A 15,313-nucleotide genomic window follows, 5' to 3' on the forward strand; every position below is an offset into this window, starting at 1 on the left:
GGCTCAGCGGGCCAGTTCGCGCAGCACCGTGGTGGCGTAAGCACCCGCCGGCAGACCGAAGGAGACTTCCAGCGCACGGCCCTCGGCGCCACTGTCGTCGTCCAGCCAGCGCCAGGACAGGTCGCGCGGCAACAGGCGCAGCGCGCGCCGCTCCTGGTCCATGCGCACACCAGAAAGGCCCTTGGCCAGGTCTGCATCGCGTGCGGCCACCGATCGCTCCAGTTCGCCCGCCGCGTCGGCGGCCGGCGTGTCGCCATCGCCCCAGAGCGGGCCGGACGGATGGATGTCGAAGCGGCGCAGACGTTCGGCCAGCGTGTCGTTGAAAGGTTCGGGGCCGAACCAGGAACGCGAGCCTTCCAGCGACCAGATCTCGCCGTCCAGCGGGGTGTCCCACTGCCCGATACGCACGCGCTCGGCCAGCACGCCGTTGTAGATGTGCGAGCGCGCGGCGGAAAGCAGGATGGAGCGTTTGTCGCGATCCACGCGGCGGCCGGCGAACATCGTCCGGGCCTGCTCCACGTTGTTGCCACCCAGGCCAAACCGTTGCTCGCCGAAGTAGTTGGGCACGCCGCGTGCCGCGATGGCGCGCAGGCGCGCCTCCGCGGTATCGCGTTCGCCTTCCACCTCACGCAGCACGATCACGAAGCGGTTGCCACGCAGCGCGCCCCGCTTGATCTTGCGCGAATGGCGCGCGGCGGAAACGATGGTCACGTCCTCCACCGGGAACGCCGACCAGTCCGGATCGGCCTTGCCCGGCAGGTGCGCCGTGAACACCTGGCGCGTTACCGCGTGGCGATCCTTCATGCCCGCGTAGCCGACGTTCATCGCCTGGATGCCGGCGAACTTGGCCAGCTCGCGCGCCACCCATTCGGTATTCTGGCCGCGTTTTTCCACCAGCAGGAACGCGTGTTCGCCCGCGCCGTCGGCTTCGTAGCCGAGGATTTCCTCGACGAAGAAGTCCTCGGCACGGGAACGCAGGCGTCCACGCAGGGGCGGTTCGCCAAAGGCGAAGGGAAGTTCGTTGGAGTCGTTCATATCGGGCCTTCAGAGCAGGAAAATCGTCGCCAGCCCCAGGAAAATGAAAAAACCGCCGCTGTCGGTCACGGCCGTGATCAGCACGCTGGAGCCCAACGCGGGATCGCGACCCATGCGGGTCATGAGCATCGGGATGCCCACACCCATGAAAGCGGCAAGAAGGAGGTTCAGCGTCATCGCGGAGGTCATCACCAGCCCCAGCGACACGCTGCCGTAGAGCAGCCAGGCCACCACGCCGATGCAGCCGCCCCAGACCAGGCCGTTGATCAGGGACACGCCCAGCTCTTTGCGCCACAGGCGCTTAGCCTGCGAGGGGCCTACCTGCTCCAGGGCCATGGCGCGAACGATCATGGTGATGGTCTGGTTGCCGGAGTTGCCGCCGATGCCCGCCACGATGGGCATCAGCGCCGCCAGCGCGACCAGCTTCTCGATGGAGTGCTCGAACAGGCCGATGACCCGCGACGCGATGAACGCGGTGACGAGGTTCACGGCCAGCCACGCCCAGCGGTTGCGTACCGATTTCCACACCGAGGCGAAGATGTCCTCTTCCTCGCGCAGGCCGCCGCGCGACAGTGCCTCGGTTTCGCTTTCCTCGCGGAGGAAGTCGAGCATGGCGTCCACCGCGATGCGACCGATCAGCCGCTGCTGGTGATCGATCACTGGCGCGGTGACCAGATCGTAGCGTTCGAAAGCCTGGGCGACATCGTAGGCGTCGTCTTCCGGGCGGAAGGTGTTGACGTCGGGCGCCATGATCTCGTGGACCATGCGGTCCGGCGAATTCACCAGCAGCCAGTGCAGCGGCAGCACGCCGGTCAGCACGTTGCCGGCGTTGACCACGAACAGCTTGTCGGTCTGCGCGGGCAGTTCATCGAAACGCCGCAGATAGCGCAGCACCACCTCGAGGCTGATGTCCTCGCGGATGGTGACCATGTCGAAATCCATCAGCGCGCCGACCTGGTCGTCCTCGTAGGACATGGCGGCCTGCACGCGCTCGCGTTCCTGCGCGTCCAGGCTGGCCATCAGCTCGGGCAGCACTTCGGTCGGCAGGTCGTCGACCAGGTCGGCCAGTTCGTCCGCGTCCAGCGGCTCGACCGCCGCGAGGATCTCGCTGTCGTCCATGTCCGCGATCAGTGTTTCGCGCACCGAATCGGAGACTTCCAACAGGATCTCGCCGTCGCGGTCCGAACGGACGCGCTGCCAGACCGCCAGGCGATCTTCCAGCGGCAGCGATTCCAGCACGTCGGCCAGGTCGGCCGGATGCAGCTCGTCCAGGCGCGCCTGGAGTTCCGCGTCGGCGGTGCCGATGGCGGCACCGTCATCGTCCGGTGCCGCGCCCGCGTGCGCGAGCAGGTCTTCGCGCCGCCGCAGCAACCCCGTGATCGCCTCCAGCCTGTCGTGCAGGCGGGGCGTCGAGGTGCGCGACTCGGCCTCGCTCACGTGGGCAGCACCAGCACGGTGGCCAGTGCCGCGATGCCCTCACGCCGTCCGGTGAAGCCCAGCGTCTCGGTGGTGGTGGCCTTGATGCTGATGCGGTCGATATCCACGCCCAGGTCGTCGGCGATCGTCTCGCGCATGGCCTGTGCATGGGGCCCCACCTTGGGCGACTCGCAGATCACCGTCAGGTCGGCATTGCCGAGCCGGTAGCCACGCCCGGCCAGCATGTCGCGTACCGCACGGACGAAGCTGCGGCTGTCGGCCCCGCGCCAGCGCTCGTCCGACGGCGGAAAATGCTTGCCGATGTCGCCCAGCGCCAGCGCACCGAGCAGTGCGTCGCACAGGGCGTGCAGCACCACATCGCCGTCCGAATGCGCCAGCACGCCCTGCCCATGCGGCACACGCACACCACCCAGCATCACGTGGTCGCCGTCGCCGAAGGCGTGGACGTCGAAACCCTGGCCGATCCGCATCATCGAGTCCTCTGCAGCAGGAATTCCGCCAGCGCGAAGTCGGCCGGCGTCGTCACCTTGATATTGTCTTCCGCGCCTTCGACCAGGAGCGGCGATACACCCACGCGCTCCATGGCCATCGCTTCGTCACTGACCACGATACCCGCGTCGGCGGCAAGGCCAAGTGCATGGGCCAGCGCGCCGCGACGGAACATCTGCGGCGTGAAGGCACGCCAGCGGCCCTCGCGGGGTTCGGTGCCCGCGCTGTGGCCGGTGTCATCCGCCCGTTTCAGCGTGTCGCGCAGCGGCGCCCCGAGCAGGCCGCCCTCGCCCGCCCCGGCCAGATCGATCAGCCGCGTGATGTCGGCGGCGCGCACGCACGGTCGGGCCGCGTCGTGCACCAGTACGAAGTCGTCGCCACCCACCGAGGCCGGCAGGGCGATCAGCCCGGCCAGCACGGAGTCGCTGCGCTTGCCCCCGCCAGTGGCCACCACCAGCGGCTTGCCGCCCACGGCGTCCACGGAAGCGAAATGCCGATCGTCCGCGGCGATGACCACCACCAGCCCCGCGATGCGGGGATGTGCGGCCAGCCGCGCCAGTGTGTGATCCAGCAACGGCCGTCCCGCGATGGGCTGGTATTGCTTGGGACGATCGCCGCCGGCCCGGACGCCCTTGCCGGCGGCGGGAAGCACGCACCACAACGCGTCCATCACTGCCCGCCGGGCGGGGCGACGGGCGGCGGCGGGGGTGGCGCGCTGACCGCGGCCCCCGGTTCCACCACCTGATAGAAGGTTTCACCCGGCTTGACCAGGCCCAGTTCCTGGCGCGCGCGCGCCTCGGTGGCCTGTTCGCCGTGCTTCAGGTCTTCCACATCCGCGGCCAGGGCCTGGTTGCGCTTTTGCAGGGCGGCGTTATCCGCGGTCTGCTGGGCGACCGAGGCACGCAATGAATCGACCTCGGCCATACCCCCACCGCCGACCCAAAGCTTCAGCTGCAGCGCGATGAGGATGATGACGAGGATCAGGCCGATCCAGCGCAGGATTGCCGCGTTGCTCAAGCCCGGGTCAGCCCGGCAGCTTCGAGAGGCTGGGGAACGCGTTGCGGCCGGCGTAGCTGGCCTTGGCACCCAGGGCTTCCTCAATGCGCAGCAGCTGGTTGTACTTGGCCACGCGGTCGGTACGGCAGAGCGAGCCGGTCTTGATCTGCGTCGCGGTGGTGGCCACGGCGATGTCGGAGATCGTGGTGTCTTCGGTCTCGCCCGAGCGGTGCGACACGATGGCGGCGTACTTCGCGCGATGGGCCATGTCGATGGCTTCGAGCGTCTCGGACAGCGTGCCGATCTGGTTGACCTTGATCAGGATGGCGTTGGCGATCTTCTTGTCGATGCCTTCCTGGAAAATCTTCGGGTTGGTCACGAAGAGGTCGTCGCCGACCAGCTGGATGCCTTCGCCGATGGCCTGGGTGAGGTGCGCCCAGCCGGTCCAGTCGCCTTCGCCCATGCCGTCCTCGATGGTGACGATCGGGTACTGCTTCGACCACGAGGCCAGCGTGTCGACCCACTGCTCGGGCGTGAACACCTTGCCCTCGCCTTCCAGGTCGTACTTGCCGTCCTTGAAGAACTCCGAGCTGGCCACGTCCAGGCCGAGAAGGATCTCGCTGCCTACCTTGAAGCCCGTTTTGTTCACCGCCTCGAGGATGGTGTCCAGCGCCTCGACGTTGGACTTGAGGTTGGGCGCGAAGCCGCCCTCGTCACCCACCGACGTGTTGAGGCCGCGACCCTTCAGCACCGACTTCAGCGCGTGGAAGATCTCGGCGCCGTAACGCAGGGCCTCGGCGAAGCTGGGCGCGCCCACGGGCAGCACCATGAATTCCTGCACGTCGACGTTGTTGTCCGCATGCGCACCGCCGTTGATGATGTTCATCATCGGCACCGGCAGCGTGCCGCCACCGTCCACCATCAAGTACTGCCACAGCGCCTGCTTCTTCGAGGTGGCCGCGGCGTGCGCGGCGGCCATGGAAACGCCCAGCAGCGCGTTGGCGCCGAGCTTGCCCTTGTTGTCGGTGCCGTCCAGCGCGATCAGCTTGGCGTCCAGCCCCTTCTGGTCGAGCGCGTCGTAGCCGGCCAGCGCCTTGGCAATCTCGCCGTTGACGTTGTCCACGGCCTTGCGCACACCTTTGCCGCCGTAACGGCCCTTGTCGCCGTCGCGCAGCTCCACGGCCTCACGCGTGCCGGTGGAGGCGCCGCTGGGCACCGCCGCACGGCCGAACGAGCCGTCGGCCAGGGTGACTTCGGCTTCGAGGGTCGGATTGCCGCGGGAGTCGAGGATTTCTCGGGCGTGGATCGTGGTGATCGAAGTGCTCATGCTGTTCCCGTTACGAGGTGAATGACTTCAGGACGATAACGGACAGCATAAGGCCAGCCGTATCGATCAGGACGAATGCATTGCGTCGGCGCCGGAGATACCCCGGCGCATACGCATCAGGCGTGGTTGATGAAACCGCGGCGCTTGACGGCGCCGTCCAGTTCCATGAGCGTCTCGAGCAGTTCTTCCATCTGGTCGAGCGGCCACGCGTTGGGACCGTCGCTCAGCGCCTTGGACGGATCCGGGTGGGTTTCCGCGAACAGGCCCGCCACGCCAACGGCGACGGCGGCACGCGCCAGCACAGGCACGAACTCTCGCTGGCCACCCGAGGTAGTGCCCTGCCCGCCCGGCAACTGCACCGAATGCGTGGCGTCGAACACCACCGGGCAGTTCGTCTCGCGCATGACCGCGAGCGAGCGCATGTCCGACACGAGGTTGTTGTAGCCGAAGCTGGCGCCGCGCTCGCACACCAGGATGTCGTGGTTGCCCACGTCGAACGCCTTCTGCACGACGTTCTTCATGTCCCAGGGGGCGAGGAACTGGCCCTTCTTGATGTTGACCGGCTTGCCGGCCTTCGCGACGTTCTGGATGAAGTCGGTCTGGCGGCAGAGGAAGGCCGGGGTTTGCAGCACGTCGACCACGGCGGCCACCTCGTTCATCGGGGTGTACTCGTGCACATCGGTGATGACCGGCACGCCGATCTGGCGCTTCACGGCCTCCAGCACCTTGAGGCCTTCCTCGACACCGGGGCCACGGAAGCTGCCGCCGGACGAGCGGTTGGCCTTGTCGAAGCTGGACTTGAAGATGAAGTTGATGCCGAGACGACCGGTGATCTCCTTCAGCTTGCCGGCGACATCCAGCTGGAGTTGCATCGACTCGATGACGCACGGGCCGGCGATCAGGAACAGCGGCTGGTCGAGGCCAGCATCGAAACCACAAAGCTTCATGCAGCGGACTCCTCGGAACGGGTGGCGAGCCGTTCGCCTTCGCGCACGGCCTTGTATTCGCGGGCGGCGCGGACGAAACCGATGAACAGCGGATGGCCCTCGCGCGGGGTGGAGGTGAATTCCGGATGCGCCTGGCAACCCAGGAACCACGGATGCACATGGCGTGGCAGTTCCACGATCTCGACCAGCAGGTCGTCCATCGACTTGCCAGAGATCACCAGGCCCAGGTCTTCGAAGGACTGGCGGTAGCGGTTGTTGAACTCGTAACGATGGCGATGGCGCTCGCGCACCACGTCCTCGCCGTACAGCTCGCGGGCCAGCGTGCCGGCCTTGAGGCGGCATTCCTGTGCACCCAGGCGCATGGTGCCGCCGAGGTCGGAGCGCTCGGTGCGGGTTTCCGTCTCGCCGGTGGCGGTGGTCCACTCGGTGATGAGGGCGATCACCGGATCGGGCGTGTTGCGGTCGTTCTCGCTGGAATCGGCCTGCGTAAGCCCCGCCGTGTTGCGGGCGAACTCGACCACCGCCGCGTGCATGCCGTAGCAGATGCCGAAGTACGGCACGCCGGTCTCGCGGGCGAACTGCGCGGCGAGGATCTTGCCCTCGAAACCGCGCTTGCCGAAGCCGCCGGGCACCAGGATGGCATCCGCATCGCCCAGGACCGTGCGCGCGCCGCGGGCCTCGACATCCTCGGAATCCACCCAGTTGAGGTTGACCCGGGTGGTCTGGTTGATGCCACCGTGGCGCAGCGCTTCCGCGAGCGACTTGTAGGCGTCCTTGTGCTCCACGTACTTGCCGACGATGGCGACGTTGATCTCATCGCGCGGGTGTTCCACCGCTTCCACCGTGCGCACCCAGCTGGAGAGGTCGGCCGGGCCGGCATCCAGCCCGAGCCGCTTGATGACCAGGTCGTCCAGGCCCTGCTCGTGCAGCCACATGGGCAGCTTGTAGATGACGTCGACATCGATGGTGCTGATGACGGCGTTCTTGGGCACGTTGGTGAACAGCGCGATCTTGTGGCGCTCCGCGTCCGGCAGGGGTTCTTCGCAACGGCACAGCAGCACGTCGGCCTGGATGCCGATGGAGCGCAGTTCCTTCACCGAATGCTGGGTGGGCTTGGTCTTGATCTCGCCGGCAGCCTTGATATAAGGCACGAGGGTGAGGTGCACGAACATGCACTTCTCCGCGCCGTGCTCGATGCGCAGCTGGCGGATGGCCTCGAGGAAGGGCAGCGATTCGATGTCGCCCACGGTGCCGCCCACCTCGACCAGCGCCACGTCGTAGCCGCGGGTCGCCTCGTGGATGGAGTGCTTGATCTCGTCGGTGATGTGCGGGATGACCTGCACGGTGGCGCCGAGGTAGTCGCCGCGGCGCTCCTTGCGGATCACCGATTCGTAGATCTTGCCGGCGGTGATGGAGTTCTTGCCGGTGAGACGGGTACGGACGAAGCGCTCGTAGTGGCCCAGGTCCAGGTCGGTCTCGGCACCGTCGTCGGTGACGTAGACCTCGCCATGCTGGAAGGGACTCATGGTGCCCGGGTCCACGTTGATGTACGGGTCGAGCTTCATCATGGTGACGGAGAGACCCCGCGCCTCGAGAATGGACGCGAGCGACGCCGCTGCGATGCCCTTCCCGAGGGAAGACACCACACCGCCGGTGACGAAAATCAGGGGAGTCATGCGAGCAGCCAGTGCTGGAAACCGGTATTTTACCCAAGTGTGCCCCCACTCGCGAGGGGCACGATGAACGTGCCGTGCGGCCGCCTTGGCTTTACCATGGCGAAATGACCGATACGCCCATCCCCGCCCGTCTCCAGACCCTGCGCGCCGCCATGGCCCACGCAGGCATCGCCGCCGTGGTCGTGCCCACGGCCGACCCGCACCTCTCCGAGTACCTGCCCCCACGCTGGCAGGCCCGGGAGTGGTTTTCCGGCTTCACCGGGTCGTCCGGCACCCTGGTGGTCACCGCCAGCGGCGGCGGCGTGTGGACCGATTCCCGGTACTTCTCTCAGGCAGAGGCCGAGCTGGCCGGCAGCGGCCTGCCCCTGATGAAACTGAACGTGGCGCACACGCCGGAGCATGTCGGCTGGCTGGCCGGGCAGGTCGGCGCAGGCGATACCGTGGCCGTGGCGGGCGACAGCCTGTCGCTGGCGGGTGCCGAAGGGCTCGCCAAACGGCTGGCGGCAGTGGGCGCCACGCTGCGCACCGACCTCGACCTGCCAGCCGTTGCCTGGCCGGAGCGCCCGGGTCGTCCGGACGCGCCGGTTTTCGCCCACCGGCCCCCGTTCGCCGCCGTCGACCGCGCCGACAAGTTTCGCCATGTGCGCACTGCGATGCGTCGCGCAGGCGCCACGCATCACGTTGTCTCCAGCCTGGACGACATCGCCTGGCTGACCAACCTCCGCGGTGGGGACGTCGACTACAACCCGGTGTTCCTGGCGCACCTGCTGATCGCGGAGGAGCGGGCCACGCTGTTCATCGACGCGGCCAAGGTGCCCGCGGACGTCAAGGCGGCGCTGGCTGCCGACGGCATTGCGCTCGCCGACTACGCCACCGCCGCGTCCGCGCTGGCCGCCCTCCCCGAGGACGCCGTGCTGCTGATCGATCCGGCCAGAGTGGTCGTCGCGCTGCTGGAAGGCCTGCCCTCGTCCGTCAGGCAGGTGCGCGCCGCCGCGCCCTCCACGGCGCAGAAGGCCCGCAAGACGCCGGAGGAGCTCGACCATATCCGCGACGTCATGCGCCGCGATGGGGCCGCCCTGGCCCGCGCCTTCCGCCGCATCGAAACCGGCCTGCTGGCCGGCGAGCCGCTCACGGAACTGGACGTCGACACGATTGTGCGCGAAGCGCGCGCGATGCAAGCCGGGTTCGTCGGCGAAAGCTTTTCCACCATCGCCGGCTACCAGGCGAACGGTGCCCTGCCCCACTACCGCGCCACCGAAGCGCAGTTCAGTCCGCTGGCGGCAAAAGGCCTGCTGCTGATCGATTCCGGCGGCCAGTACCTGGGCGGCACCACGGATATCACACGCGTGCTGGCCCTGGGCCCGGTCACCGACGAGCAGCGCCGGGACTCGACTCTCGTGCTCAAGGGCATGATCGGCCTGTCTCGCGCCCGCTTCCCCAAGGGCGCCAGCGGCCCGCAGCTGGACGCGCTGGCCCGGGCGCCGCTGTGGGCGGCCGGCATGGACTTCGGCCATGGCACCGGCCACGGCGTGGGCTATTTCCTCAACGTGCACGAGGGGCCGCACGGCATCCGCCCACCCGTGGCCGGCGGCGCGCTGGTGCCGCTGGAGACCGGAATGATCACCTCGATCGAGCCCGGCCTCTACAAGCCCGGCCGTCACGGCATCCGCCACGAGAACCTGGCTGTGGTGACCCAGGCCGACAGCACGGAGTTCGGTGATTTCTTCGCTTTTGAAACGTTGACGCTCTGCCCGTTCGATCGTCGCGGCCTGGAACCGCGCCTGCTGGAGCCGTCCGAGCGTGCCTGGCTGGACGATTACCACGCCACCGTGCGGGCGGCGCTGTCACCGCTGCTGGAGGGTGAGGACAGGGCGTGGCTGGAGTGGCATTGCGCGCCGGTTTGAGGCGCCGCACGTCACATCCCGGTGTAGGAGCGCACGATGTGCGCGATGGGTGGTGCGGTGAGGTTACGGCTTCAACGCTCCGTTGGCTTTTCGCGCACACCGTGCGCTCCTACCTTGACCGTTTCGCGCACATCGTGCGCTCCTACCTTGACCGTGTAGCGGGGCTATTCCATGCTGGGTGGCTACGAAGGGTGATACCTGATGAATACTCGTTATAACGCCTCAGACATCGAAGTCCTCAGCGGGCTTGACCCGGTCAAGCGCCGTCCGGGCATGTATACGGACACCTCCCGGCCGAACCATCTGGCGCAGGAGGTGATCGACAACTCGGTGGACGAGGCCCTGGCGGGCCATGCGAAGTCCATCGAGGTGACCGTCTTCAACGACGGCTCGGTGGAAGTCACCGACGACGGCCGCGGCATGCCGGTGGATATCCACCCGGAAGAGAAGGTGCCGGGCATCGAGCTGATCCTCACGCGGCTGCATGCGGGCGGCAAGTTCTCCAACAAGAACTACGCCTTCTCCGGCGGCCTGCATGGCGTGGGCGTTTCCGTGGTCAATGCACTGTCCCATCGCGTGGATGTCACCATCCGCCGCGAGGGTCAGGAATACCGGATGAGCTTCGCCGATGGCGACCGTGCGAGCGACCTGGAAGTCATCGGCACCGTGCCGAAGAAGAAGACCGGCACCACGCTGCGCTTCTGGCCGGACGCGAAGTACTTCGATACGCCGAAGATCCTGGTCTCCAAGCTCAAGCACCTGCTGCGCGCCAAGGCCGTGCTCTGCGCCGGCCTCACCGTGCGCCTGCACGACGAGGCCTCCGGCGAAACCACCGAGTGGTACTTCGAGGACGGCCTGCCCGACTACCTGCGCGGCGAGTTGCAGGGCGCCGAGGCGCTGCCCCCGCAGCTGTTCGTCAAGCATTTCTCGCGCGAGACCGATGCGCTGGACGTCGCCCTGGCCTGGCTGCCGGAAGGCGACCTGGTGCAGGAAAGCTACGTCAACCTGATTCCCACCGCGCAGGGGGGCACCCACGTCAACGGCCTGCGCTCGGGGCTGACCAACGCCATCCGCGAGTTCTGCGACCTGCGCAACCTGCTGCCGCGCGGCGTGAAGCTGGCGCCGGAAGACGTGTGGGAGCGCCTGGCCTTCGTGCTCAGCGTGAAGCTGCAGGACGCCCAGTTCGCCGGCCAGACCAAGGAGCGACTGTCGTCGCGCGCCGCCGCCGGCATTGTCGAGGGGGTGGTGCACGACGCTTTCAGCCTTTGGCTGAACCAGCACGTGGACCTCGGCGAGAAGATCGCCCAGCTCGCCATCGAGCGTGCCAGCGCGCGCCTCAAGGCGGCCAAGCAGGTGGTCCGCAAGAAGATCACCTCTGGTCCCGCCCTGCCCGGCAAGCTGGCCGACTGCGCCTCCACCGACCTCACCCGCACCGAGATCTTCCTGGTCGAGGGCGATTCGGCCGGCGGTTCGGCCAAGCAGGCGCGTGACAAGGATTTCCAGGCGATCCTCCCGCTGCGCGGCAAGATCCTCAACACCTGGGAAGTCGAGTCCACCGCCGTGCTCGCCTCGCAGGAAGTGCACGACCTGGCCGTGGCCATCGGTTGCGACCCCGGCAAGGACGACCTCTCCGGCCTGCGCTACGGCAAGGTGGTGATCCTGGCCGATGCGGACTCCGACGGCCTGCACATCGCCACGCTGCTCTCGGCGCTGTTCCTGCGTCACTTCCCCAGCCTGGTCATCGAAGGCCACGTGTTCGTCGCCATGCCGCCGCTGTTCCGCGTCGATGTGGGCAAGCAGGTGTTCTACTGCCTGGACGAGGAAGAGAAGCGCCTGATGCTGGAAAAGGTCGAGCGGGAGAAGATGAAGGGTGCCGTCAGCGTCACGCGCTTCAAGGGACTGGGCGAGATGAACCCGGCGCAGCTGCGAGAATCGACCGTGCATCCGGATACCCGTCGCCTGGTGCAGCTGACCATCGATACCGACGACGGCACCGCCAAGCTCATGGACATGCTGCTGGCCAAGAAGCGCTCGGGCGACCGCAAGCAGTGGCTGGAAGAAAAGGGCGACCTGGCGACGCTGGAAGTCTGATCGCCCGGCATGCCTTACTTGGGCCCCTGATCTGACTCGATGTAGCGGAAGGTGGCCCTGACGGTCGAGTTCACGGTCGGGGTCCAGCGAATGATGGGCACCCACCGGCCGGTATGCACGACGAAATCCGCCTGGTCTTTCCTTGCGATCTCAGCACGCTGCGCAGCGATGGTCGCTGGATTGCACACGCCCTTCCCGCTCGCGTCCGTATCGACTGCGAACCTGACGTGCCTGCGCGTGTCCGTCGCAAAGCAGTTATCCCGATAGAAAAACGCCTCGACCGGCATTCTGGCGCCGACGTCCTGAGGCCACTCCTTGAGGACCACTTCGTTGCGGGCGAATAGGTAGCCCATGCCATTGAGCCGGTCGCGGATGATCTTTACCTGATTCCACGACTGGTTCTGGTCATCCCGCGTCCGGTCGACGTTGAACGCACACTGGTTTTCGTCATCGTTGTAGCCCTTAGCCAACCACTGCTCCGCCGTCGTTATCCCGAGTGTCTGGCACGTGGCCCGGTGCGTGGTGCAGCGCCTCGGGGCGCCCGTCCAGGCGTCACGCGGATAGATACAGGCGACGTCCAGATGGTAGTCGCCCCACTGATCGGCGACGTTTTGCGGGTAGACGATAAAGCCGTTGCCTGACGGGTAGTTCTCCGGAAAGTCCGAGTCGCGCCGAAGCCAGGAGAACGATATGCCCCAGCTCGCCGTGGCCGGGTTGGGCAACCACGAACGGTAGGCGGTGGAAAACGCCGTTGCCCGCATCAGGATGCCCGAGCACAGGAACTGCGCTTCAGCGTAGGGGCGGCAATCACCCACACCGGTCTCGCCGTAACGCTGCTGAATGTGTTGCAGGACGACGGGGCCGGCTTCCCGAACCGTTGCGGACGGCGCGACCGCGCCATAACTCGATAACGCCTGGTTCGATGCCCGCTCCGGCACAGGGGTGGCTGGGTGCGTGGCACAGCCGGCAAGGCATGTACCCAGTAAAAAAAGGATCGCTCGACGAGTCGTCAGCCATTCCATAGCGTATGTCTCCCTGTAGAGGGGGACTATCTCGTTTACCTCGGCGTCGAACAATCAGCCAGTGGACGTAGGTGCGACCTGTCGTTTTCCGGCAACGAAAAAGGCCTGGCAATGCCAGGCCTTTTCATTCGCACCTTGCCGCGTGACGCCGCGGCGGCCCTGCGCCTAGCGACGACTACGAATCGCCTCGATCAGAGCGCGCGTTGCAGCGTCGAACTGGGACAGGTCGCCGGCATCCTTATCGTTGCTCAGCGAGGGATAGATCTGCTTGGCGATGACCTTGCCCAGCTCGACGCCCCACTGGTCGAATGCGTTGATCCCCCACAGGTGACCGAGCAGGAAAACCTTGTGCTCGTACAGCGCGATCAGAGCACCCAGCGAGTGCGGCGTGAGCGAGTCGAGCATGAACACGGTGCTGGGGCGATCGCCCTTGAAGGTGCGCTGTGCCGCAAGGGCGCGACGCTCGTCCTCGGTGCCGGTGTTCGCTTCGGCCAGGGCTTCTTCGAACGTCTTGCCCAGGGACAACGCGGCGGCCTGCGCCAGCAGGTTGGCGGTCAGCACGTCCTGGTTTTCGCGCAGCGGATGCGCCGGCTTGACCAGTCCGATGAATTCCAGCGGGACCACATCCGTGCCCTGGTGCAATGCCTGGAAATAGGCATGCTGCGCATTCGTGCCGATGCTGCCCCAAACGACCGGGACGGTCTTGCCCGCCACTTCGCTGCCGTCGGACGGATGCACGTGCTTGCCGAGGCTTTCCATCTCCAGCTGCTGGAGGTAGGACGGAAGGTCGGCGAGCGAGTCCACGTAAGGGATCACGGCGCGACTGGTGGTACCGAGGACGTTACGATTCCATACCTCGGCGATGGCCAGCAGGACCGGAAGGTTGTCCTTCCATTCCGCCGTGCGGAAGTGATCGTCCGCTTCCGCGGCACCGGCCAGGAGGTCACGGAAACCGTTCATGCCGATGGCGAACGCGATCGACGCGCCCACCGCCGACCACAACGAGTAGCGGCCGCCCACGTAATCCCACATCGGCAGCACCTGCGAGGCGCCCCACTTGTGCACGGCCTCGTCGTTGGAACTCACGGCGACGAAGTGCTTCGACGTCTTCGCCTCGTCGCCGCCGTTGGCCTTGAGTATCCACTGGCGGAACACGCCGCCGTTCAGCAGGGTCTCCTGCGTGTTGAAGCTCTTGGAAACCAGGATCACCAGCGTGTGGGCAGGATCGAGCTTCTTCATCAGGTCGTAGGCGGCCTGCCCGTCGACGTTGGTGAGGAAGTGGCTGCGGATACCGTCGACATGGAACTGCTCGAGGGCGTGCACGGCCAGGCGCGGACCGAGATCCGAACCACCGATACCGATGTTGACCACGTCGGTGACGCCGTGGATCAGGCCGACCGACTCGCCTTCGCCCTTGTGCACGGCGTTGACCAGCTTCTCCATCTTGTCCAGTGCGTCGGCGACCTCCTTGCGGACATCGGCCGGTGCCGCGGGGTGACGCGAGGCACCGCCACGCAGGGCCGTATGCAGCACCGCGCGGTCTTCGGACGTGTTGATGTGCTTGCCTTCGAACATCGCGTCGCGCGCGGCTTTCCAGCCGGTGCTTTCGATGTACTCGCCGACGGCGTCGAGCGCCGCCACGTCGAGCTTCTGGCGGGAGGCGTCGAGGAGAATGGGGCCCATGCGCCGACGCAGGCGCTCACCGCGGGCATCGTCCTGGACGAGTTCGCGTAGCGTAGTCTTGGCGAGGCGGGAGGCGTGCTCCTCGAACGAGGGCAGGCGGGATTGCTTTGAGTCCATGGCTTCCACTTGGCTGCAACGGAAAGGGGGAACCCCGATCTTACCGCAGTGCAGCGTGGGCGGATTGTGTGGATGTGCTACAGGCGCCGCCGCAGGATCGTGCGACGACGCCCAGGCTTCACGCGGCCTGCTTGGGGATCGAGTGGTTGGTGTGCGTGATGCGGTTGTGCGCATCGACGTAGACCAGGTCGGGCTTGTACTTGGCCATTTCGGCCTCGGACAGGCTGGCGAACGCGGCGACGATCACCAGGTCGCCCACGGAGACGCGACGCGCGGCGCTACCGTTGACCGACAGGATGCCCGAGCCCTCGTCCGCGCGCAGCGCGTAGGTGACGAAGCGCTCGCCGTTGCTGATGTTCCAGGCATGGATCTGCTCGTACTCGCGGATACCCGCGGCGTCGAGCAGGTTGCCGTCGATGGCGATCGAACCTTCGTAGTTCAGCTCGGCGTGAGTCACCGTGGCGCGGTGGATCTTGCACTTGAGCATGTTGAGCTGCATGGCGGTCTCTGGGGGGATGGGTGGCTGCAAAACGCCCATTCTAACGGAGGGTGACCCATCCGTCGCGTGGGCTTCCTCTGTCGGAGCGCT

At 66.7% G+C, this 15,313-nt stretch carries 13 protein-coding genes; 2 read left to right on the forward strand and 11 right to left on the reverse strand.

What is annotated here, in order from left to right; all coding sequences use genetic code 11:
* Nucleotides 1-3: 3 nt before the first annotated feature.
* From truD to FA89_RS17455, 8 genes are all read right to left on the reverse strand, one after another.
* Entirely contained in the window at nt 4-1,035 is a 1,032-nt protein-coding gene (gene truD / locus FA89_RS17420; protein ID WP_036142689.1) for a tRNA pseudouridine(13) synthase TruD, read from the reverse strand.
* A 9-nt stretch (nt 1,036-1,044) separates the two neighbouring features.
* On the reverse strand, nt 1,045-2,472 hold the full coding sequence (mgtE, locus tag FA89_RS17425; protein ID WP_036142692.1) for a magnesium transporter: 1,428 nt from the start codon (nt 2,470-2,472) through the stop codon (nt 1,045-1,047).
* Nucleotides 2,469-2,942 (reverse strand): 2-C-methyl-D-erythritol 2,4-cyclodiphosphate synthase, encoded by a 474-nt coding sequence (gene ispF, locus FA89_RS17430; protein ID WP_036142695.1) that lies wholly within the window; start codon nt 2,940-2,942, stop codon nt 2,469-2,471. Before ispF ends, mgtE begins: the two co-directional genes overlap by 4 nt.
* Nucleotides 2,942-3,631 (reverse strand): 2-C-methyl-D-erythritol 4-phosphate cytidylyltransferase, encoded by a 690-nt coding sequence (gene ispD, locus FA89_RS17435; RefSeq protein WP_036142698.1) that lies wholly within the window; start codon nt 3,629-3,631, stop codon nt 2,942-2,944. The genes ispF and ispD overlap by 1 nt, the downstream gene beginning before the upstream one ends.
* Nucleotides 3,631-3,963, reverse strand: coding sequence for a cell division protein FtsB (ftsB, locus tag FA89_RS17440; RefSeq protein WP_036144740.1), 333 nt, complete (start codon nt 3,961-3,963; stop codon nt 3,631-3,633). Before ftsB ends, ispD begins: the two co-directional genes overlap by 1 nt.
* A 22-nt stretch (nt 3,964-3,985) precedes the next feature.
* A complete protein-coding gene (gene eno, locus FA89_RS17445) occupies nt 3,986-5,284 on the reverse strand; it encodes a phosphopyruvate hydratase (RefSeq protein WP_036142701.1) in 1,299 nt (432 codons plus the stop codon).
* Nucleotides 5,285-5,400: 116 nt separating this feature from the next.
* On the reverse strand, nt 5,401-6,231 hold the full coding sequence (kdsA, locus tag FA89_RS17450) for a 3-deoxy-8-phosphooctulonate synthase (RefSeq protein WP_036142704.1): 831 nt from the start codon (nt 6,229-6,231) through the stop codon (nt 5,401-5,403).
* Nucleotides 6,228-7,907: a CTP synthase gene (locus FA89_RS17455; protein ID WP_036142707.1), complete on the reverse strand. Its 1,680-nt coding sequence runs from the start codon at nt 7,905-7,907 to the stop codon at nt 6,228-6,230. The genes kdsA and FA89_RS17455 overlap by 4 nt, the downstream gene beginning before the upstream one ends.
* A gap of 104 nt (nt 7,908-8,011) precedes the next feature.
* On the opposite strand from FA89_RS17455, the gene FA89_RS17460 reads away from it, so the two are divergent.
* Entirely contained in the window at nt 8,012-9,811 is a 1,800-nt protein-coding gene (locus FA89_RS17460) for an aminopeptidase P family protein (RefSeq protein WP_036142710.1), read from the forward strand.
* A 201-nt stretch (nt 9,812-10,012) separates the two neighbouring features.
* Nucleotides 10,013-11,902 (forward strand): DNA topoisomerase IV subunit B, encoded by a 1,890-nt coding sequence (parE, locus tag FA89_RS17465; RefSeq protein ID WP_036142713.1) that lies wholly within the window; start codon nt 10,013-10,015, stop codon nt 11,900-11,902.
* Between the two features lie 14 nt (nt 11,903-11,916).
* Here the strand turns inward: parE and FA89_RS17470 are convergent, their stop codons facing one another.
* The 3 genes from FA89_RS17470 to panD all read right to left on the reverse strand — a co-directional run bounded on the left by FA89_RS17470 (nt 11,917) and on the right by panD (nt 15,223).
* Nucleotides 11,917-12,924, reverse strand: a complete 1,008-nt coding sequence (locus FA89_RS17470; protein ID WP_185754456.1) for a hypothetical protein — start codon at nt 12,922-12,924, stop codon at nt 11,917-11,919.
* Nucleotides 12,925-13,089: 165 nt separating this feature from the next.
* Nucleotides 13,090-14,724 carry a glucose-6-phosphate isomerase gene (gene pgi / locus FA89_RS17475; RefSeq protein WP_036142719.1) on the reverse strand — a complete coding sequence of 545 codons (1,635 nt, stop codon included), beginning with the start codon at nt 14,722-14,724 and terminating at the stop codon, nt 13,090-13,092.
* A 118-nt stretch (nt 14,725-14,842) separates the two neighbouring features.
* Nucleotides 14,843-15,223 (reverse strand): aspartate 1-decarboxylase, encoded by a 381-nt coding sequence (panD, locus tag FA89_RS17480; RefSeq protein ID WP_036142722.1) that lies wholly within the window; start codon nt 15,221-15,223, stop codon nt 14,843-14,845.
* Nucleotides 15,224-15,313: the final 90 nt, after the last annotated feature.

Origin of the sequence: Luteibacter sp. 9135 (assembly GCF_000745005.1) — a bacterium.
Lineage (GTDB): Bacteria > Pseudomonadota > Gammaproteobacteria > Xanthomonadales > Rhodanobacteraceae > Luteibacter.